Annotated in this window: 13 protein-coding genes; 9 read left to right on the top strand and 4 right to left on the bottom strand. The window is 47.8% G+C overall.

Annotation, left to right across the window (positions count from 1 at the left end):
* Window positions 1-15: 15 nt before the first annotated feature.
* Window positions 16-1,614: an ammonium transporter gene (locus QUB37_RS16830; protein WP_333163958.1), complete on the top strand. Its 1,599-nt coding sequence runs from the start codon at window positions 16-18 to the stop codon at window positions 1,612-1,614.
* 421 nt (window positions 1,615-2,035) lie between these two features.
* Here QUB37_RS16830 and QUB37_RS16825 read toward each other — a convergent pair whose 3' ends face one another.
* A complete protein-coding gene (locus tag QUB37_RS16825) occupies window positions 2,036-2,638 on the bottom strand; it encodes an IS607 family transposase (RefSeq protein ID WP_333163956.1) in 603 nt (200 codons plus the stop codon).
* Window positions 2,639-2,920: 282 nt separating this feature from the next.
* Here QUB37_RS16825 and QUB37_RS16820 point away from each other — a divergent pair, with 282 nt between their 5' ends.
* The 8 genes from QUB37_RS16820 (at window position 2,921) to QUB37_RS16785 (ending at window position 16,278) form a co-directional block, all read left to right on the top strand.
* Window positions 2,921-3,838, top strand: a complete 918-nt coding sequence (locus QUB37_RS16820) for an SGNH/GDSL hydrolase family protein (RefSeq protein WP_333163953.1) — start codon at window positions 2,921-2,923, stop codon at window positions 3,836-3,838.
* Between the two features lie 456 nt (window positions 3,839-4,294).
* Window positions 4,295-5,728, top strand: a complete 1,434-nt coding sequence (locus QUB37_RS16815; RefSeq protein ID WP_333163951.1) for an ammonium transporter — start codon at window positions 4,295-4,297, stop codon at window positions 5,726-5,728.
* A gap of 232 nt (window positions 5,729-5,960) precedes the next feature.
* Window positions 5,961-7,169, top strand: a complete 1,209-nt coding sequence (locus tag QUB37_RS16810; protein ID WP_333163949.1) for a 4-hydroxy-3-methylbut-2-enyl diphosphate reductase — start codon at window positions 5,961-5,963, stop codon at window positions 7,167-7,169.
* Between the two features lie 735 nt (window positions 7,170-7,904).
* Window positions 7,905-9,863 carry a CHASE3 domain-containing protein gene (locus QUB37_RS16805; RefSeq protein WP_333163947.1) on the top strand — a complete coding sequence of 653 codons (1,959 nt, stop codon included), beginning with the start codon at window positions 7,905-7,907 and terminating at the stop codon, window positions 9,861-9,863.
* Window positions 9,826-10,287: a response regulator gene (locus tag QUB37_RS16800; RefSeq protein WP_333163944.1), complete on the top strand. Its 462-nt coding sequence runs from the start codon at window positions 9,826-9,828 to the stop codon at window positions 10,285-10,287. Before QUB37_RS16805 ends, QUB37_RS16800 begins: the two co-directional genes overlap by 38 nt.
* Window positions 10,288-10,463: 176 nt before the next feature.
* On the top strand, window positions 10,464-11,939 hold the full coding sequence (locus tag QUB37_RS16795) for an ATP-binding protein (RefSeq protein WP_333163940.1): 1,476 nt from the start codon (window positions 10,464-10,466) through the stop codon (window positions 11,937-11,939).
* 424 nt (window positions 11,940-12,363) lie between these two features.
* A complete protein-coding gene (locus QUB37_RS16790; protein WP_333163938.1) occupies window positions 12,364-15,282 on the top strand; it encodes a response regulator in 2,919 nt (972 codons plus the stop codon).
* Window positions 15,283-15,780: 498 nt separating this feature from the next.
* Window positions 15,781-16,278: a hypothetical protein gene (locus QUB37_RS16785; protein WP_333163936.1), complete on the top strand. Its 498-nt coding sequence runs from the start codon at window positions 15,781-15,783 to the stop codon at window positions 16,276-16,278.
* Between the two features lie 66 nt (window positions 16,279-16,344).
* On the opposite strand, the gene QUB37_RS16780 is transcribed toward QUB37_RS16785, so the two are convergent.
* From QUB37_RS16780 to QUB37_RS16770, 3 genes are all read right to left on the bottom strand, one after another.
* Window positions 16,345-16,710 carry a response regulator transcription factor gene (locus QUB37_RS16780; RefSeq protein ID WP_039886668.1) on the bottom strand — a complete coding sequence of 122 codons (366 nt, stop codon included), beginning with the start codon at window positions 16,708-16,710 and terminating at the stop codon, window positions 16,345-16,347.
* Window positions 16,711-17,019: 309 nt separating this feature from the next.
* The gene (locus QUB37_RS16775; RefSeq protein ID WP_333163934.1) at window positions 17,020-19,356 is read right to left on the bottom strand and encodes a polysaccharide biosynthesis tyrosine autokinase; all 2,337 of its coding nucleotides are present in this window, start codon (window positions 19,354-19,356) and stop codon (window positions 17,020-17,022) included.
* Between the two features lie 135 nt (window positions 19,357-19,491).
* Window positions 19,492-20,976: a polysaccharide biosynthesis/export family protein gene (locus QUB37_RS16770; protein ID WP_333163932.1), complete on the bottom strand. Its 1,485-nt coding sequence runs from the start codon at window positions 20,974-20,976 to the stop codon at window positions 19,492-19,494.
* Between the last annotated feature and the right edge of the window lie 445 nt (window positions 20,977-21,421).

Genomic DNA, 21,421 nt, shown 5'->3' with positions numbered 1-21,421 from the left:
GTAAAAGTGATTAAAATGACTGTCGGAAAGAAAAAGTCGAAACAAGTCAGGCGGGAGACTTTAAATTTGCCAGCAGCTAAATTTTTTACGAAAGTCAACAGGTTGAAGAAGTTACAAAGGGCGATCGCCCGCCTCACTCCAAGTTGGCAAGCCTGCATACCTTTAGCAGCAATCATCGTCTTGGTGTGGGGATATGCGGCGGTAGCCCAAACAGCTCCCGCGCCAACCACCGAGGAACAATTAGCAAGCCTTAAGGTGGGCATGGATACCATGTGGGTCATGGTGGCGGGGATGCTAGTGTTCTTTATGAACGCCGGTTTCGGTATGTTGGAAACCGGTTTTTGCCGTCAGAAAAATGCCGTGAACGTGTTGTCCAAAAACTTGATTGTTTTTGCGCTTTCTACGATCGCATTTTGGGCGATCGGCTTTGGCTTAATGTTCAGCAATGGCAACGATTTTATCGGCAGCAGCGGATTTTTTCTGTGGAATGTAGCCGACAACAGCCCTGCCACAGGAGAGGCTTATCAAGGCATTTTCGAGTCGCTTAACTGGACGGGAGTCCCCCTCAACGCTAAATTCTTTTTCCAATTAGTTTTTGCGGGAACTGCTGCGACGATCGTTTCTGGAGCAGTTGCAGAGCGAATTAAATTCCTTGAATTCTTAATTTTCTGCTTGCTGCTAGTAGGCATTGCTTACCCGATTACCGGACACTGGATTTGGGGCGGCGGCTGGCTGGCAGACGCAGGCTTCTGGGATTTTGCCGGTTCGACGGTGGTTCACTCGGTTGGCGGTTGGGCGGCTTTGATGGGAGCAGCATTTTTGGGGCCGCGGCTTGGTAAGTACCGCGACGGCGATACTGTGGCGATGCCGGGACACAATATGAGCATTGCCACCCTGGGCTGTTTGATTCTGTGGTTGGGTTGGTTCGGGTTCAATCCCGGTTCGACAATGGCAGTCGATCCAAATGCGATCGCCCATATTGCGATCACCACCAACACTGCTGGTGCCTTCGGGGGAGTTGCTGCAACCATTACTGCTTGGCTGTACCTGGGCAAACCCGACCTTTCGATGATTATCAACGGCATCCTTGCGGGCTTAGTCGGCGTAACAGCGAGCTGCGCTTGGATTAACGTGCCCAACTCTGCCATAATCGGCACGATCGCCGGCATTATGGTAGTTTTCGCAGTAACTTTCTTCGACAACTTGAAAATTGATGATCCTGTAGGCGCAACTTCAGTTCACTTAGTCTGTGGCATCTGGGGAACTCTGGCAGTTGGGCTGTTTGCTGACGGGCCTACAACTGGGCTTTATACCGCAGGCCCCGCAGCCGGATTGCTTTTGGGCGGAGGTTTCGGTCAACTCTGGGCGCAGTTGGTCGGCATTATCTCTGTAGGGGGGATGACCGTGCTGCTGAGTACGATTTTTTGGCTGGCACTCAAAGCTTTGCTGGGTATCCGCGTTTCTGCTTTAGAGGAGGCGGAAGGTTTGGATATCGGCGAACACGGGATGGAAGCTTACACGGGGTTTGTGAAGGAAACGAGCTTGGATAACAGAAGTGAGACCAGCTACGGCGGTTATGGTGGGGGTTCTGGAGGCAAGACTAGCAAACTGTAGAGCGTGCGAAGAGATCGATCAATTCAGCTTTCGTGTCCTAGATTAGCTATTTATCAGCTAATTCACGCCTTTATTCAGAAAAACCACACTCTGAAATAGCCACTAACTTATGGCTGTCTATCGTTGTGCTCGCGTTTCTATCTTCGATGCGAATGCGGGCATATTTTTATTTTTAGTTGACCTTTAATGTCTTAAAGATGGCGTTGCACAATTTGAGGATGATTATTGTGGGGTGTCCCGCCTGTTGTGAAAATACAAAGGAGGGTCTACCAGAACAAATCAGAGAAAAAAATCACAATCATCCCGCTATTCTGCAACGCCTTAAATATAGTAGTTTCCGATTGCATGAGATGTGCGTCTGTCATTGGTAATGGGGAATTGAGAATCTGTAACTAACGAACTTTGCAAGCTGGTGTATTGATTAGAGTTTACCGGCAATGGCTTTAAGTTCTTCAACGACGCGCTTGTTATTGGGATTCGTGCTGCCATCAAGGCGGGCGGAGACAACAGTGATTATTTCTAGTATATCTTTAGCTAAATCCTCGTCACAGCTAGTATTTTCGGTTTGATTTATAATCACTACCTCTGTCCCAAAGTGTTCGCACAAATTAAAAATTAGTTCAGAACCAAATCTCAGCAGTCTGTCTTTGTGAGTTAATACCAACCTTTCGACTTGATTGTCTGCGATCGCCCGAATTAGATGTTGTAAACCCCGCTTACTGTAATTAACCCCAGAACCTACATCCTCAATGATTTGGAATTGCCACCCCTGAGATGCACAAAACAATTCCAAAACTTGTTTTTGTCTGTCTAAATCATCTTTTTGGTTGTGACTGCTAACCCGAGCGTAAGCAATGGTTAAAGCGCCGTTGGGTTTTAAGCCGAGAAGATGAGCTAGGTCATAGCGTCTGTGACCATTAGCCGTGCGTTCGGGTATTAGCTTGCCTTCGGCTTCCCATCTTCGCAAGGTGGAAGCGCTCACACCTTTAAGTTTGGCTGCTTCAGTTATAGTTAATTTTTTCATTTTTGGATTTTAGCATCAGAAATGGGTAATTTCGGTAAGTTTTAGATATATTTATGTCCCCGTCTGCGGGTTGGACAAGTCCGATTTATGTGCAAGAAAGTTTGGTAGGCAGATTTTTTATGGTAAAGTAGTGCCAAAAAGCAAAGTTCTGCATCGCCGCCCTTGCCCAACACAGCACAGTGCTTGATTATTACAAGAATTGAGGCTTTAATTGAGCGGTAAAATTTGATGCAGCAATGAGTGCAAATTATTCGGTGTGATGGCTGCAAATAGCTTGAGTTTATGGATAAGTTTGGAGGAGGTAGCAGAAGTAGAACTCATAAATCCCTCTTAGGGATGGAAGTTAGCCGATCAAAAACTGTTCCGGTTTGGGCTTTGCTATCTTTGGTGACGAACGGGGTACTGATACTTACAGTCACTCAACTACTGCTGCGGGGAAACAAGTTGACAGAAAGCTTCCAGGCGAATGATGCGGTGACGGCAGAAGCGGCCCAGGAACAAATTGACCAACCGGCGATCTCTGCAAAGGCAGTGCTAGACGTGCCCGTTCCCGGGCCGCGACATAAATGGACTTACCAGCAGTGGGTGACGCAGTTGGGTCGCGAAGCTGAGGCGGCGGCGGCGAATCGACCCTCAAGACTGAGTGTTTTGGCTGGGGATTCTCTGAGTATGTGGTTTCCGACCAAGTTGTTACCAGTTGATCGAATTTGGCTGAATCAAGGGATTTCGGGGGAGACTTCCCTGGGTTTGCTGAAGCGGTTGCAGTTGTTCGATCGCACTGCGCCGGATACAGTGTTTGTGATGATTGGGATTAACGATTTGTTGCGGGGGGCCAGCGACGAAGGGATTTTGGACAACCAGCGGCAGATAATTCGCGATTTGCGGTGGGCTCACCCCAAAGCACAAGTGGTTGTTCAGTCGATTTTGCCGCACAGCGGGGAACAAGCTACTTGGGAAAATCGCGATCGGCTGTTGGCGATTCCTAACAGTCGGATTAGGTCAATAAATCGACGGCTGAAAGAAATTGCTAGTTCGGAAAATGTTTTGTATCTGGATTTGTACCCGCTGTTTGCGGATGCTGACGGCAATTTGCCAACTGAACTCAGCACAGACGGCTTGCACCTTAACGATCAAGGTTATCTGGTTTGGCGATCGGCTCTCCAACTATTCGATCAGATGCAGTTGAAAAATGAGTCATGAGTCATTAGTCATTAGTCATTAGTTAGAAAGATAAAGGATAAAGTAACATTCTCCCCAACTCTCCCCCTCTCCTCCTCCGACTCTCCCCAACTCAAAACTCCCGCCCTCTCCTCAACTCCCCCTCTCCGACTACTCTGCGATCACTGGCTATGTCAAGTATCCACTGATAGATTAAGAAACATGATAGTTAGCCATTTAGTATAGGGTGATACAGAATAATTGTTCGTACAAATGGTGCAATCCAAAAGGCATAGACCATTAGATTGATAGTTGACGAATTTAGATGAGTCCGGCTATACAAAGTCGGGAGGTTGAGGATTGGGGAATTATCTATTGAAGATTTGTTCCGCTAAAACACGGACTTAAAACCAAATAACTATTGCATCTAAAATCCTCGCATCTAAAATCGGCTCGGTCTTCCTTAAAAATTGCTGAGTATGAGAAGGTACAACTAACGTGATCAAAAAAAGTTTAACGATCGGCATCATCGCGCTGTGGCTGTTAAGCGTACCGCTAACGGACAATGCCTTAGCTCAAGATGCTGCTGGTACTGCTGCTGCAGTGGTGCCGAATCCGATCGACACCGGCGATACGGCCTGGATGTTGGTTTCCGCAGCACTGGTATTACTAATGACACCGGGGCTGGCGTTTTTCTACGGGGGACTGGTGCGATCGCGCAACGTCCTCAACACCATGATGATGAGCTTAGTCATGATGGGACTGATCGGCGTCACCTGGACGCTGTGGGGCTACAGTTTGGCCTTTGACGTTTCGACTCCAGCGTCCGAAGGCTTTGGGAAAGGGATCGAAACCTTCATCGGCGGTTTCGACTGGATGTTCTTGAACAACGTCACGGCCGACAAACCAGATCCGATCGGCTACGCACCGACCATACCCCACCAAGTCTTCATGGTTTACCAGATGATGTTCGCCATCATCACTCCGGCCTTGATTTCAGGGGCGATCGTCGAACGGGTAACATTTAAAACCTATTTCTGGTTCGTACTGCTGTGGTCTACCTTCATTTACTCTCCTTTAGCCCACTGGGTTTGGGGTAGAGGCTGGCTGGGGGCGATGGGAGCTTTAGACTTTGCCGGCGGCACAGTCGTGCACATCAGTTCCGGTGTGTCTGCCGTTGTCGCAGCTTGGGTAATCGGACCGCGCAAAGACCATTTGAACAAGCCCCACACCCCCCACAACGTACCCTACGTCTTGCTGGGAATTGGGCTGCTGTGGTTCGGCTGGTTTGGCTTCAACGGTGGTAGTGCTTTGGGTTCTGGTTCTTTAGCAACAGTGGCTTTTGTCACCACCATGATCTCAACAGCAGCAGGCGGTTTAACTTGGACAATCCTGGAATGGGTGCTCAGAGGCAAACCGACAGCAGTGGGAATTGCTAGCGGTTTCCTAGCGGGATTGGTGGGCATCACACCTGCGGCTGGATTCGTGCTGCCAGTGGGGGCGCTTTTGATCGGATCGATCACTTCGGTTTGCTGCTTCTTTGCGGTTAGTTTCCGGGCTAAGCTGGGATTTGACGACTCTTTGGATACCTTCCCGATTCACGGCTTAGGCGGAACTGTGGGTGCGATACTGACTGGTGTGTTTGCGACTAAAGCGGTGAACGCTGCCGGAAATGACGGGCTGTTTGCCGGGAATCCGGGGCTAATCGTCACCCAGTTTGTAGGCGTTCTAGCTACTTACGTGTTTGCGGCTGTCGGCACTTTTGTGATCCTGAAAATTTTGGAACAGTTTATGGAACTGCGAGTGCCGTCATCTACTGAAGACCAAGGTTTGGATATTGGTCAGCACGGGGAAGAAGCTTACGGTGAGGATTTTGCCGGCGGTTTCAGTTCGTTTGAATCGAGTTCTCCTTTTGCGCCGAAGAAGGTGTAAAGCTGATTTTTTGAATAAGTTCGATCGTGCAGAGACTCAGCTATCTGGGTCTCTCTGCTTTTTTAAGTTTTTTTTTTACGAACCGCGTCTTCGCGATTCATTCCTTCTTCCCTCTCATGTGTCGATCGTATAAATAGCATATCCCCTCTTCGCTACTGAGCCAATAAGCCCGATCGCACCCCACGCATTCTAAAATCAAAGGTAATTCACCTAGATTTCAACTCGATACCGCATGGATACTAAAGCTTTTAAACGATCGCTCCAACAGTCGGAAAACTACCACCGCAAGGGTTTCGGACACGAAGCTGAGGTAGCTGGGGTAATGCAGACGGCTTATCAAAGCAGTCTGATCCAGCAAATTCGCGACAATAATTACAGACTCGAACGCGGCGCAGTCACGATCCGACTGGCTCAGGCTTTTGGTTTTTGCTGGGGGGTGGAACGCGCTGTAGCTATTGCTTACGAGACTCGCCAGCATTTCCCAACCGAACGGATTTGGATTACTAATGAGATTATTCATAATCCGTCTGTCAATCAGCATTTGCGGGATATGGAAGTTGGTTTTATTGCTGTTGAGAATGGGCAGAAAGATTTTTCGGTTGTCGATAGCGGCGATGTGGTAATTTTACCGGCTTTTGGGGCGAGTGTCCAAGAAATGCAGTTGCTTAATGATAAGGGCTGCAAGATTGTTGATACTACTTGTCCTTGGGTTTCTAAGGTTTGGAATACTGTTGAAAAGCACAAAAAAAAGGATTATACTTCGATTATTCACGGTCAGTACAAGCATGAGGAAACTGTTGCTACGAGTTCTTTTGCTGATAAGTATTTGATTGTGCTGAATTGGCAAGAAGCTGAATATGTCAGCAATTATATCTTGCATGGGGGCGATCGCGCTGAGTTTCTGGCTAAGTTTAGTAAGGCTTATTCTGCTGGTTTTGACCCGGATCGGGATTTAGAAATGGTGGGGATTGCTAACCAAACTACTATGCTCAAAACTGAGACAGAGAATATTGGCAAGTTGTTTGAAAAAACGATGATGCGGAAGTTCGGGCCGGAGAATTTGAGCGAGCATTTTCTGAGTTTTAATACTATCTGCGATGCGACTCAGGAACGGCAAGATGCTATGTTGAGTTTGGTTGAGGAAAAGCTGGATTTGATGCTGGTGATTGGGGGTTTTAATTCTTCTAATACTACGCATTTGCAGGAAATTGCGATCGACAAAACTGTTCCTTCTTATCACATTGATTGTGCAGAGCGCATTTTACCGGGAAATCGGATCGAACACAAGCCTTTGGGGGCAGATTTGGTCGTAGCTGAAGGTTGGCTACCGGATGGTAAAATTGTGGTGGGTGTGACTTCGGGTGCTTCTACGCCTGATAAGGTTGTTGAGGATGCGATCGATCGCATTTTCGCGATGAAAGCAGCGGCTGCGATTGTGTAATTATATTGTTGCGGCACTGCACTCGGAATCATAATTTTCTCAGTTAATTTTCTCAGTGCAGGACGAGTGTCTCTTTGCGAGTGCGATCGAGACGCTCGCTCGCAAAAAGATATAATTCCGATGTTAAACTAATTTCAACTCATTCATTCTCCCCAATTACCCGATCGATCGCATTTCTGATACTATTCACCCGCGTCATCGCCTCTGTGAATTTCTCCCTGCCTCCAAAAAAAATTATTTTTTAAATAAAATATTAAAAAATCGCCTTTTTTTTGGGGTAAAAAGCTTGACTTGGCTATTTTGATAATGTATTATTTAATAATGGGAATATTAGCAAAATTAAAATTTATGTCACCACTACCATTATCTAAAATATACCCCAAAAATCAACTGGAGTCAATAGGTAAAAATTCTTTTATTTGCGCCGCAATTTGAAACTGCCCAAGGAACAGGAACGATACAAAACTCGATACAAAAAAAGGTGAATTAAGCTTTGCAGGTTATCCTAGATTGTCTGGTGCCTGCCTGAATCACGAGACGCAAGAGAGCGATTTATGCCATCTCCGACTTAAGGCGGATGCGAGGAAGAGCGAGGCTAAACTAAACACAAGATTGATCGCACATTTGAACCTTAAATTTATAGGCTTTAGTCGCCGTCTCTGAGCGCGCCAAAAACTCGGGTAGTCTTAATCCAGCTAAAATAAAAAAAAGCAGGACTCGCGCGCCGAGTATTTCATGAAACAATCACTGACTCCCCAAATCACAGCAGGTATCGGAATGGTAGTGGCGCTGCTAATTTTCAATGCGGCAACTTCCTACCGCAATACTCTCAAGTTAGTCGAAAACGAACGCTTGGTGAGCCACACTCACCGAGTTTTAACCGAACTCGAAGCCACGCTTTCCACATTAAAAGATGCTGAAACCGGACAGCGCGGTTATTTGCTGACGGGAGAAGAACGTTATTTAGAACCGTATCACAGCGCGATCGCCCGCATCAACCAACAAGTAGTCGGATTGCAGCAGCTAACCGCTGACAACAACCTGCAGCAACAGCGCATTCGCAACTTGAAAATTGCGATCGACTCTAAATTAGCCGAACTTGAAGGAACCATCAATCTGCGACGCCAACAAAACTTAGCAGCAGCCCTGCAGCAAGTAAAATCCGGTAGGGGAAAGCAAATCATGGGCGACATTCGGCAGCAGATAGCCGCCATGACTGCGGAAGAAACTCAGCTATTGCAGCAGCGCGCCCGAGAATCTCAAACGAGTGCTAATTTGACAATCCTGACTTTTACCGTTGCTGCTTTACTAAATTTCTTGTTGATGGTGTTGGTTTACTATTTGGTGAAGCGCGATCGAACTTTGCGCGACAATGCCGAAATCAAGCAAAATCAACTGTTAGAACAGCTAGAACAAGATCGCCACTCCCTACAATTAACGGAAGAACGTTTCCGCCTCGCCATTCTCAACGCACCGCTGCCAATTATGCTGCACGCTGAAAACGGAGAAGTTTTGCAAATTAACTGCGCTTGGACTGAACTCTCAGGCTATGAATATTCCGAAATTCCCACAATTGAAGATTGGACAGAAAAAGCTTACCACAGCCGCAAATCCCTAGTGCAAGCAGATATCGATCGACTGCACCAATTAAACGCGCGCATTTCTGAAGGCGAATATATGATTGCCACAGCCAGTGGCGAAAGCCGAATTTGGGACTTTTTTTCCGCACCTTTAGGCAAGCTTTTTGACGGCAGAAGTTTAGTAATTAGTACCGCCATTGACGTGACTGCGCGCAAACAAGCAGAAGCGGAAATTCGGATGCTCAACGCTACGTTAGAACGGCGAGTGGAACTCCGCACCAATCAACTTCAAGCAGCTAACGAAGAATTAGAATCTTTCGCCTATACCGTTGCTCACGATTTGCGTGCTCCTCTGCGGGGAATGCAGGGATTGGCTGAAGCTTTATTAGAAGATTACCGCGACATCCTCGACGAACTAGGTCAAGAATACGCCCAGCAAATTGTTAATTCGGGGCAACAATTAGAAGAATTAATCCAAGATTTGCTAGCTTACAGCCGCCTCAGCCGCAGTGATTTATCGCTGCAAGTTTTAGAGTTAGAATCTGCTGTCGCCGAAGCAATTGCTATGGTACAAGCCGACGCTAAATCCAGGGGCGCTCAAATCAGTGTTCAATCACCCTTGCCTGCGGTAATTGCCCACCGCGTTACTTTAGTTCAAGTAATCGCCAATCTGCTAACCAATGCTATAAAATTTGTGGAAGGCGCATCCCCCCAATTGCAGATATGGGCCGAGGAACTTGAGCTGCCTCAAGAGGGACAGAGAGACACGGATACAGCGGGAGAATTGGAAAGGGGAACTGTGGGAGAGTGGGAACATTCCCAGTTACTTATGGCCAGTTGCCTATTGCCAGTCGGCTTCATCCGTCTTTGGGTAGAAGACAATGGCATCGGTATTGCTGCAGAACATCAAAAACGCATTTTTAGGGTTTTTGAACGGCTGCACGGTATCGAATCTTACTCCGGAACTGGTATAGGATTAGCTATTGTAAAAAAAGGAGTCGATCGCATGGGCGGTCAAGTTGGAGTGGAATCTCAATTAGGACAAGGCAGTCGATTTTGGATACAACTGAGGAAGCATGACGCAAACGCAGACAATTTTACTGGTGGAAGATAACCCCGTTGATGTTTTGTTGATGCAGCGGGCATTTCGGAATGAGACTTTTGCTAATACTTCGCTGCAAATTGTCCGAGATGGAGATGCAGCGGTTTTTTATTTAAATGGTGACGGAGAGTACAGCGATCGCGATCGCTATCCTTTACCTGCGATAATTTTACTAGATTTGAAATTGCCCAGGCGGTCCGGTCACGAAGTTCTGGTTTGGCTGAGGCAGCAGCCGGAACTAAAACGCTTGCCGGTGGTTATGCTTACTTCTTCTAGGCAAACACTTGATGTCAAGCGAGCTTACGATTTAGGGGTAAATTCTTATTTAGTCAAACCAGTCGGGTTTGCTTCTTTATTAGAAATGATGCAGAGTTTTAGGGAGTATTGGCTCAACTATACCGAACTACCGGAACCGAGAGAATTTAGTGGTTTGTAGTGGCTGTTTATCGGTTTTTATTGCTTGTTTCCTCGTTACCAGGCTGTTCCTGGTAACGAGTGAATTAAGTTTTTAGTGAGGAATCCCGTCATTTTTTTTAAAGGGCAACCTCCCAGATTTTTATTAGGAGTGATTGATCGGGGCTATAGCTAACAGCCAAATTATAAGTTGTTAAAGTGGTACACATTCTAGTAATTGACGACAACCCAACAGATAGGCTGCTCGTCAAACGCGAGTTAGAGCGGCAATTGCCGCAATTGCAAATAACGGAAATTTCAGACGATAGATTATTCGAGGAAGCACTGAAACGAGGGGGATTCCATCTGGTAATTACCGATTACCAGCTACGCTGGACAAACGGTTTAGATGTGCTGAAAACTATCAAAGCCAGTTATCCAGAATGCCCGATTGTAATGTTTACGAATACTGGCAATGAAGAAATTGCTGTAGAGGCGATGAAATCAGGATTGGACGACTACATTATCAAGTCGCCGAAGCACTACGTCCGCCTTTGCGTTGCTGTTCGTGCAGTGCTCGATCGAGTTGCAGCCTGGGAACGAGTTGCTCGACTGGAAAACCAACTTCATTCTCTGCTAGAACGCTTAAATGTCGGAGTTTTTCGAGCGAGTTCCGAGGGGCAGCTTTTGGAAAGCAATCAAGCTTTTTTGCGCTTGTTTGATACCAGCAATTTAGCAGATGTCCAAGGGATTTATCTCCAGCAATTGTTTGTCCAACCCCTAGATTCAGGGAAGTCTTGGTCTCAAAATATCGAAATTACATTTCCTTTGGCAGACGGTCGAGTAAAATGGATTCGGTTTACTCAATATCTCTACAGCGCAGAAGGTGAAAGTACAATTGAGGGATTGGTAGAAGATATTACTGAGATCAAGCAGGCTGAACTTGCTTTGCGGGAATTTAATGAAACTTTGGAAGAGCGGGTGAGAGAGCGTACTGCTGAGTTAGAAGAAGTTAACGCACAGCTCGAATCGTTTACCTATTCAGTTTCTCACGACTTGCGCGCTCCTCTGCGGGGAATTTTGTTTTTTGCTGAAATGTTGCTTAAAGATAAAGCCAGCGAGTTGGATGCTACCGCACAGGATTACTTGTCTCGGATTAATGATGCTGCAAGTCTGATGAATACTTTAATCGAAAATTTGCTAGAGTACAGCCGCCTCAGCAAAGCTAACTTACCACTAAAAGCAGTTTCTCTTCATTTAATTGTAGCTCAATCGATCGCGCAACTAGAGGTTGAAATTGCCCACAAACAAGCTCGGATAACGGTTGTCGAACCGCTACCTACGGTGTTGGCCAATCCTGCTACGCTGCTGCAAGTCTTGGTTAACTTGCTCTCCAATGCTATTAAGTTCGTGCAGCCTGGGATAGAGCCGCAGGTGCGAGTTTATGCAGAAGCCGAGGAGGAATGTATCTATCTTTGGGTAGAAGACAACGGCATTGGTATTGCAGAAAAATTTCAAGAGAGGATTTTTGGGTTGTTTGATCGCCTGCACGGTCAAGAAGTGTACCCAGGGACGGGAATAGGGCTGGCGATAGCGAACAAAGGAGTCGATCGAATGGGGGGTGCGATCGGGCTGAAATCGACTCTGGGAATCGGTACCCGCTTCTGGGTAAAATTACGCAAGTGCCAGAGTTGAGGAAGGAAGTTCGGCAACGCGCAGTGAATCGTGATTTAAAAGATGAGGTTGCCACTAAGAGGCTTTTAACAGCAATATTCTGCTGTAGCTGACAAGCATCAATCCCCGCTCTTCTTCACACCAGCACACAGAATAAACAAGTAGTATAGTGAGAGTTAACTGAGCTCTTGCACCGTTCCCGGCTGAGCATGGTTTCTGATCGGTTTTACAACAACTTACTTAATTCATTTGGTTGTGGGCACGCCCCTAAAAGGCGGGTTGAGAATATTACAAGCTGTAAAATATAATAAAATACAAGCAAATACAATAAATTTATTGGCAAGTCTAATTAACCCACCAAGTACATATTTAAATTGTCGAGATTGCTCAATAACGTATTGTTAGATTTAAGAATGTTTGCGCTGATACAAAAACTAAAAGGCTAATGCTGTCTATTCTGTTAATCGACGACAACCCGAACGATCGCCTGATGATCGATCGAGAACTGAGGAAAACTTTTCCCGATTTAGAAATTAAGTCCGTTATTGATATCCAAACTCTAGAACACATCCTGGCAGCCGGGGGTTTTGATATAGTAATTACCGACTATCAACTGCACTGGAGCGACGGATTAACTATTCTCCAAAAAGTTCACAGCCGCTACCCGAATTGTCCGGTAATTATGTGTACTGACAGCGGCAGCGAACAAGTGGCAGTCGAAGCGATGAAAGCGGGTTTGAGCGATTACGTGTTCAAAGGGCGGCACTTCAAGCGGCTGGCGGGGGCCGTGGGCGAAAGCTTGAAAAAACAGCAGTTGCGCGAGAACTACGCGAAAACGTCGGCGCAGTTGGCAATTTCGGAGGAAAGACTGAGGTTGGCGATCGAAGCCTCGAAAATGGGAACTTGGGATTGGAATGTATTAACTGGCGAGGTGGTTTGGTCGGAGGGACACGAACTGTTATTCGGTTTGGAAAAAGGCAGTTTTCCGGGAACTTACGAAGCGTTTTTTAGCTGCATTCACCCGGATGACCAAGCCTCGATCGCCCGGGCTGTTGCCTTTGCTTTAGAAAACAAAATAGAATACCAATACGAATTTAGAGTCATTTGGCTCGACGGCAGCTTGCACTGGATCGCCAGTAGGGGCAAGTTTTTTGATGATGATACAGGTAAATCGGTGCGATCGAGCGGCGTGGTTTGGGATATTACCGATCGCAAATTATCGGAAGCGAGGGTGCAAGAAAGCGAGGAAAACTTGCGCTTTGCCCTAGAAGCAGCTAACATGATCGCTTTTACCTGGGATGTGGCATCGGGGGAAGTCCGCCGCTCGTCCAATGCCGAAACACAGATGGGTTTGGGCCCAGACAGCACCTTTGGTACTTTTGAGCAAAAAAAGAATGCGGTGCATCCAGAAGACCGCGAAAGGTTTTTGGCAGATGTGGATGCCGCACTCAGCGGGACGGGAGTTTACGAGTCGGAATACCGCAAATTGCGACCCGACGGCTCAGTGATTTGGCTTCACGACAAAGGGCGGGTGTTTTTTGACGCATCTGGCACACCCCTTCGGTTGTCTGGCGTGGCGATCGACATTACGGATCGCAAACAGTTAGAATACGACCGCTCGCGCGCGTTGGGCCGTGAGCGGTCGTATTTGCGCCGCCTGCAAAAGTTAACCTCCGCGTCAGTTGCTATCAACTCCACGTTGTCGGTGGCAGAAATACTTCAGTTAGCTGCCGATAGCGCCCGCCAAATTCTGGAAGTCCACCAGGTAGCAGTCAACCTCAACCCTGCAGCCAACTGGGATGCGGGAATTAGCAAGTTTTCCATGTCAGAAAAATACGCCGCGTGGCAAGATTACTGCGAAGATCCAGACGGTACGGGCATTTACCAACAAGTTTGCCAGCACCAACAGGCGATGCGAATGACTCAAAGCGAGTTAGAGGCTCATCCGGCGTGGCGGGGGTTCGGCAAGGCTGCGGGGAAGCATCCGCCGATGCGGGGCTGGCTGGCTGTACCGCTGACGACTCGGGACGGCAGAAATCTGGGATTGATTCAGTTGTCGGACAAGTATGAGGGGGAGTTTGCCGAAGATGACCAAAGTATTTTAATGCAGTTGGCTCAGGCGGTGTCGGCGGCGATCGACAATGCCCGGCTTTACGAGGAATCTCAGCAGGCAAATCGGATGAAAGATGAGTTTTTGGCAACTCTTTCTCATGAGTTGCGATCGCCTTTAAACGCGATTTTGGGCTGGGCGCAACTGCTGCAGCAACGCAGTTTCAATCCGGCTGCTACTGGGCGGGCTTTAGAAACGATCGAGCGAAATGCTAAATTGCAAACTCAATTGATTGATGATTTGCTGGATATTTCTAGAATTATTCGCGGCAAGTTGACTTTGAATCCTTCTGCGGTAAATATGATTTCTATGGTGGAAGGAGCGGTGAATACGGTGCGGTTGGCCGCCGATGCTAAGTCGATCGATTTGCGGTTTGCAATTGTAGATTTGGGCTTGGAGACTGCTGAATTTTCCGAACTTGGGAAGGTTTCTGGTAATCCTGAATCTCAGTTAAATCCGAGATTTTGGGTATCAGGAGACCCCGGCCGCTTGCAGCAAGTAATTTGGAATTTGTTGACGAATGCGATTAAGTTTACGCCGCGCGGGGGGCGAGTTGAAATCCGGCTTTCGAGAGTTGATTCGGAGGTTGAGCTGGCTGTTACCGACACGGGAATTGGGGTTGCTCCGAATTTTTTGCCTTACGTGTTTGACTCTTTCCGCCAAGCGGATGCTACGATTACTCGCAATTATAGCGGTTTGGGGCTGGGTCTGGCGATCGTCCGACAGTTGGTAGAACTCCACGGCGGCACCGTTTGGGCCCAGAGTCCGGGACTGGATATGGGATCGACTTTTAGTTTCCGCCTCCCTGCGATGCAGCTAAATTCGATCGCCGGCGAGGAAGCGCAGGTTTTGGCTGGCGCTGGTAATTTACTGGGAGTTAAGGTGTTGCTGGTTGATGACGAGGTTGATTCGCGGGAATTTATGAGGTTTGTCTTGACAGATTCCGGGGCCGCTGTCATGGCTGCATCGTCTGCTGCTGAGGCGTTTGAGGTGGCTTCGCAGTTTGGACCGGATGTTGTGGTCAGCGATATCGGAATGCCGGAGGAAGATGGCTATTCGCTGCTACGAAGGCTGCGTTCTTTGGACACGCAGACAGGGAAATTTTGGGTGATCGCTCTGACGGCTTATGCTAGGGATGAAGACCGCGATCGTGCTTTTGCTGCTGGTTTCGATCGACATCTGTCTAAACCTGTGCAACCCGATGTGTTGGTAGAGACTATAGTCAAGTTGAGGCAGCAAGGGCGAACAACTTAGAAAATTCTATTAATAATTGATAATTGGTAATGGGAATTGGCAATTGTGTTTGTAGTGACCGAAAGCATCCAGGATACAAGCCCCCGGATTCATTCCTTCGGAGACTCAGGACCCAGAAATAAAAAACCTGTATCCGATGAAACTTGCCCTCCGAATTTATCCGTGGGGTCAATTCTTCAATTCTTCAATTCTTTAATCTAAAATCTAAAATCTAAAATCGATTGACGACTTTAATCCTGGTAAAACTCGCTCGGACTTGCCTTCCTCACTACCAATCTATAATGCTGATTTTACCGGACACCACCTGATTAACCGGACTTGATATGGACGGAAATCGATCAAGTGAGAAATATAAAAATTTGTATTTTTCAAACTCTTCAACTTCTGCTTGTGGGGCATTGCTTCTAGCCCGCCTAAAATATGCAATTTCTATGCCGATTAGGTGAGGGGTTTGTGTTAATATGCTAAAATATCCAACAACCACGCGGTAATAATTAGGTGGACAAACTTCAGACAGATATAGAGGCAATTTACTCTCAAATTGAGGAATTGCGCCGGGAACGCCAGCAGCTTAGTATTGCCGATGTTGTCCCAGCCGGTGATTCGCCCCAAGCGATCGCCGATGCTTATCGGCGTCACGCAAGGGAAACGGCACAAGTGTCGGCAGAAGTCAAGGGGATTGATGATGCGATCGCGGCTCTGTCTGCTCAACTAAGTCAGAAACAGCAGAAGTCGGTAAAGTTGCAAAGAATCACTCCGATGGAGGAGCAAGTTGAAGAAGGAAGATTACTAGCTCAGGGACACGCGGAACGGATTAATGAACTGGCGGCGGAACTGGCGGCGGAAGTGAAGGGACTCAAAGCCATCGCCGACCAAATTAGTCCCAGCTACTGGCAGGTTTATTACAAGCCTTTTATTACTGGTTTTAAAAGTATTTCTGTTCCCTACGTGCGATCGGACGGGGATGTTTGGACTATTGTCAATCGAGTAGTTTAGAGAGGCTGCGGGAGCAGAAATAATCAGCGCTCAAGACAATTTTTTTCCTGTCCCTATTCCTCTACCTCAACCTCGCAGCAGTTGCTTAATAGTGCCGACCAATTCTTGAGGGTGAAATGGCTTGGCGATGTAAGCGTCGGCTCCTTGTTTCATTCCCCAATAGCGATCAAACTCTTCGCTTTTGCTAGAACACATTACCACCGGCAAATTTTGGGTTTTAGGGTCGCTTTTGAGCCGGCGACAGACTTCGTAGCCGTTCATCCGGGGCATCACGATATCCAGAACGACTAAATCCGGGCGGTTAGCCTTGATTTGCTCTAGAGCTTCTACGCCATCACTCGCTACCGTGACGTTGAGTCCTCTACCTTTGAGCAAGTCGGCGATCATCTCCCGCAGAGTGACGCTATCATCAACAACCATAACTGTACTCATAGAATAATCCCTACCAAGTTTCTGGGTTGAAACGTTTACATTAACGTTTACCTTCAAAGGTGTCTTTTCCGGATTGAGATTGCGCTCTGCTAGATGTAGTTTACCCACTTTTGCTCACTTCTCAATCATTTTCTGAGTATTTATCGCAAAATTAAAGATCCGCGCAATCTCGGTTGACACACGAGGCTCTGTCCGTTAGTCTATCATTTTCTTTCTCAAATGGTACTTTTATCAAAAAATGATGGTGTAGCTTGGTTGTGCGTTTCCGGTTGATGCAGGTGGCGCTACGCCGCCTGCATCAAAATTTGTCTAATTAGGATTTTTCCTACCTAAAGCCGATAGTTTTTGATCGTAGGCCGTCTCTAAAACGACCGGGCGCTGCCGGTAGCTGTAACCGGGGTTTTTGCAGCCGTTAGCAACGATTCCCAAGACGGAAGCTCCAGAAATTTTTAATTCTTCTAGAACTTTGCTAACTTGCGATCGGTCTGTTTGCCCAATTTGGACGACCATAATCGTAGCGTCTGTGTGAGCTGCGATCAAGTGGGTGTCTGCCAAGCCTGCTAGTGGCGGGGTGTCATAAATCACTAAGTCAAAAAATGCTTGAAATTGCTCCATCAGATAGTGCATTTTTTTGGAAGAAAGAACCTTGATCGGATCGGGGGGAATTTGGCCGGCGGTGAGTACGAACAAATTATCTTGGTTCGGCGCTCGCTGAATCGCGTCGTTGAGGCTGAGGTCTGTGGAGATGGCATCGCTAAGCCCGCGCACGTTTGGCAGTCCTAACTTAGCGTGCAGTTGCGGGCAGCGCAAATCTGCATCTACTAACAATACTCGCTGTCCGACTGCTGCTGCTGTGGCGGCCAGGTGCAAAGCTACTGTAGATTTGCCGTCTCCGGCTACGGCCGAGCCGACTAAGAGCGATCGAATCGCCCTGCCTGCACTGAGCAAGTGAATGTTCGTGTAGAGCGATCGAAATGCTTCTAAAAATTGATAGTCCAAGTCGCTCAAAATACTTGGCCCCCCAAGCATCGGAGCAGTAGGTCTAGCTTCGCCCGGTTCGACTACTTCCACTTTCGAGTTTGATCGAGCCGATGTTAGTTTCCTCTGTCTGGCTGGCGGTCTGCGCTTGACTTTTTTGGTAAACGGAATCACCCCGAGTATTGGCAATCTTGTGGCTATTCTCAGTGATTCTGGAGTGTGGAACACAGTATTTAGTACCTCTACGAGCAAGCCGATTGCTATGCCCAGGAGACCGCTTAAAATTACTGCTAGCGCTAACTGTTTTTTGGTTTGTTTGACGGTAGCTGTTATAGGCCTGCCGAATTTGTCTAGCGGAATTTCCGGAGGAGTGATCAGCACCCAGGGTATTTGCTGCTGAGCCGCATCGATCCGCAGGGCTTCTCGTTTGGCCAAGAAGTCCGAGAAACTCTTAGTAACTACTTGGAGTTCCCGCTGTAAATTGTCGTATTGTCGGGTTGTAACTGAAAAGTTTCTAATTTTTTGGTTGAGAGCATTTTGCAAAGCGGTCATTTCGCGATCGCGCGCTTCCAATTCTTGGATTTGGCTCTCCAAATTTCCCATGACCCCTTCTTTTGCTTGTTGAGTGGCGGTTAAAATCAGTTCTTCCCGACTTTTTCGCAGTGCTAAAACTGGCCCACTGTCTTCTCTGTACTGAGCTAATTTCATTGATAAATCCGAGTCTATTTTCTGGATTTGACCTAACAGTCCAGCGTAACCTTGTCCTTGGGTCATCAGCACCCCCTGGGGATTATTTTCTTTGAGTAATTTTTCATAGCTTTGGTAGAGGTTTCGCATCCCTTTTAGGTTAACTCTGATTTCTACTTGCTGGCCCCGAATGCTTTGCACTTGTTCAGAAAGAGATTTTCCCTCTAACTGGGGGTCAAACAAGTTGCTCTGCTGACGCAGTTTTTGGACTTGCAGTTGCAAAACTTCGACTCTTTCTCGGAGCTTGGGCATTTCCATATCTATAAATTTAATCCCTTGATTAATGCCCGTCAGTCGCTGCTGCAAGCTGTACTCTAAATAAGATTTAGAAACTTTATCCAATACGCGGTAAATTTTTTCTTTGTCTGAATCTTTGTAGCGAACTTCTAAAATTTTTGTGCCTTGCTGTTTGCCATCTTTGGTGTAGCTGATGCGGTTGATCGACAGTTTTGACATCAGTTCGCTGTAGGTCATTTTGGGATTCGTAGCGCGCAATTCCTGAAGCACGGGCTGCATCATTTTGGGGCTGCGCAAAATCCTAATTTGGGTTTCGTAGTCTACTAAGCTAATTCCTTCTATATTAATTTTTGCTAAGTCGGCAGCGACGGTGTTGTCTAATTGTTTGGATAGCAAACCTTCAGCGGTGGCTGGTTCTACTAACAGAGAAAAGGAGCCTTCATACTCGATCGTAATCTGTTTAGACGTGAGGACGATCGCTGTTCCTGCGAGCGCGCTCAAAGCAACGGTGGCTGCTGCCATGACCAGGAAGCGGCGGCGCAGGACGCCTAAGAGCCAGGACAAGTCTAGCTTTTCTTCCTCTGTCTCCTCGACGAAGTTATCTCTGTAGTTCTGAGCCGAAAAGTCCGGCAGTTTGCCATTTGATTTGGGTGTGAAGGGTTGGTAATCTTGTCTGCTATCCATATTCAGCCTGGGTATTCTTGAGGTTGATATTTTTGATGTTGATATTTTTGAAGCTGCCGCGCCGCGACTGGGAAATCCTATTGTTTAGTTTATTCTAGCCTTTGCCAGGAATTATCCACCTCAGCAGCAGCGTTCTTACCTGAATAAAGATCGGAGAATGCTTATAAAATTTAACACTCCGGTAGCTGGCCCGACAGGTCCGATTACAGCGTTCATGCGGTCTACTAATTTGGTGAGACCGCTGCGGGATACGATAATCATGTCGTTGTTGCGAAGTTGAGGATTGAGTTCTTCGTTAATTCCTTGAGTTAAATCGACTTCGATCGTCCGTTTAGTAGCTGTACCGTCGTTGTTGAGGCGGACTAGCTCAACTTGATTCCTTCTAGCTCTGTTATTACCGTAGCCAAAAAATCCTCGGGAAATTAAAGCTTGGTTCAGCGTGGCATTAGCTGGGAGGCTCAGCGGATCGAGGCTTGTGGTGACTTCTCCTACTATAAAAACGTTAATGCCGGGGCGAGCAAAGTTAGTGGTAGCAAGCACGCCAGCTTCTGCGGGGTTGACTATCGTGGCTTTGGGCACGATGATCGTGTCTCCCTCCTGGAGGATGGTATCTTGGGCGCCGTCGCCGGACTCTAGGAACTGCCACAGGTTGACTGGGATAATTTGTTCACCTCTTCTGGTGAGACGACGCACTTGGATTTGCCGGATGTCGGCATCGGGGGTGATGCCGCCGGCTAGCTGAATGGCCCGGATGACGGTGGGGAAACCTTCTCGGCTGAGGTCGCTTGTGGTATTGCCGCCGATGACGACGTAAGGCCCGGGGCGGGTGACTTGGCCGACGATGGAGATTGAGCGAGGTTTTTCTGGCGGCGGCGAAAAGTTGGCTGTCGCAAATTGGCGAGCTTCTGCTTGGTTGAAGTTGGCGACTGTGGGAACCACGATTGTGTCTCTGTCTTGCAAAATGATGTCTTGAGAGATGTCTCCTTCTTGCAGGAATTTCCACAGGTTGACGTTGAGCACTTGATCGGGGCCGTCTGGTTGGGGACGGCGGACGCGGATGTTGCGGATGTCGGCGACACCCGTAACGCCTTCTGCGAGTCTGATCGCTTGGGTGACGGTGGGGTACTGGACACTCGGCGCGACTCCCGGGCCAGAAGTTAGGGTGATAGTGAAGTTTCCGGGCCTGGTAACTTCTCCGATGACGCCCACGTTGAGCGGGCGGGCGGCGACCAGGCTGACTGTGACTATGGGGTCTTTGAGGACGCGGCGGTAGGCGTTGCGGATGATATTGGTCGCTTCTACTAAGGTGCGACCGCGGACGGAGACCAGGCCGATCAGCGGCAGGTTGACTGAACCGTCGGAAAGGACTTCGTAGTTGCGGGTGAGGTCGGGTACTTCGAGTATTTCTACTAGAATGCGATCGCCACCGCCGAGTTTGTAGCTTTCGGGCGATCGTGGAACGCCGCCAGATTGTGCGATGGTTGTTTCGGGCCGCAATCGCACTTGTGCCGCCGCAGCGAGGGGAAATCTGGCAGCAATAATACCGTTGGCGGCGATCGCGCACAACGTCAAACTCAAGACTGGCGCGGTGATTTGTTTAGGAAAATCGGCGTTAACCACAAGCTACCTCTTTTCTTTTGGGTTCCTTCATTAGTTTAATCCGTTACAATTCAAATGCCCTCTCGATCGCAGCTACAAGGAAACAAAAATCAGCAACAATTGTCAGCGCCCGGTGAAGCCTCTCGATTTTCCTTCCCCGACTCAGCTTGAGAACAAAAAAAACAGGATGCAGCCGGATGCCTTTTAGCTTCTTTGGTGTTGCGTATCTAAGTCCGCATATTTCAATCAATATCGTTGAATTCTCGGGCCCTCCGACACTCGGACCAGGGGACTCGGACGGGGGCAGTAACAGACAATTTAGATGCAACGCAGCCCGCGCCAAGGCGATCGGGCGACAACAGCCTTGGTTTCTTGTTAACTTGGTGGAGCTGGGGGGGTGACAACCAGCCTGAAACCGAGAGGTGGTGAGGATTGAGCCAATGTGTGCTAAAAAAAGATAGGCAGC

The sequence above is a fragment of the Microcoleus sp. AT3-A2 genome (assembly GCF_036705685.1).
Classification (GTDB): domain Bacteria; phylum Cyanobacteriota; class Cyanobacteriia; order Cyanobacteriales; family Microcoleaceae; genus Microcoleus.
The sequence above is the reverse complement of the archived record's forward strand: the minus strand, read 5'-3'. Positions and strand labels throughout refer to the sequence as shown.

What these genes read in the sequence shown, in the direction of transcription:
- QUB37_RS16830 (WP_333163958.1), top strand. Translation starts at nt 16, where the DNA reads ATGACTGTCGGAAAGAAAAAGTCGAAACAAGTCAGGCGGGAGACTTTA.
- QUB37_RS16825 (WP_333163956.1), bottom strand. Translation starts at nt 2,638, where the DNA reads ATGAAAAAATTAACTATAACTGAAGCAGCCAAACTTAAAGGTGTGAGC.
- QUB37_RS16820 (WP_333163953.1), top strand. Translation starts at nt 2,921, where the DNA reads ATGGATAAGTTTGGAGGAGGTAGCAGAAGTAGAACTCATAAATCCCTC.
- QUB37_RS16810 (WP_333163949.1), top strand. Translation starts at nt 5,961, where the DNA reads ATGGATACTAAAGCTTTTAAACGATCGCTCCAACAGTCGGAAAACTAC.
- QUB37_RS16805 (WP_333163947.1), top strand. Translation starts at nt 7,905, where the DNA reads ATGAAACAATCACTGACTCCCCAAATCACAGCAGGTATCGGAATGGTA.
- QUB37_RS16800 (WP_333163944.1), top strand. Translation starts at nt 9,826, where the DNA reads ATGACGCAAACGCAGACAATTTTACTGGTGGAAGATAACCCCGTTGAT.
- QUB37_RS16790 (WP_333163938.1), top strand. Translation starts at nt 12,364, where the DNA reads ATGCTGTCTATTCTGTTAATCGACGACAACCCGAACGATCGCCTGATG.
- QUB37_RS16780 (WP_039886668.1), bottom strand. Translation starts at nt 16,710, where the DNA reads ATGAGTACAGTTATGGTTGTTGATGATAGCGTCACTCTGCGGGAGATG.
- QUB37_RS16775 (WP_333163934.1), bottom strand. Translation starts at nt 19,356, where the DNA reads ATGGATAGCAGACAAGATTACCAACCCTTCACACCCAAATCAAATGGC.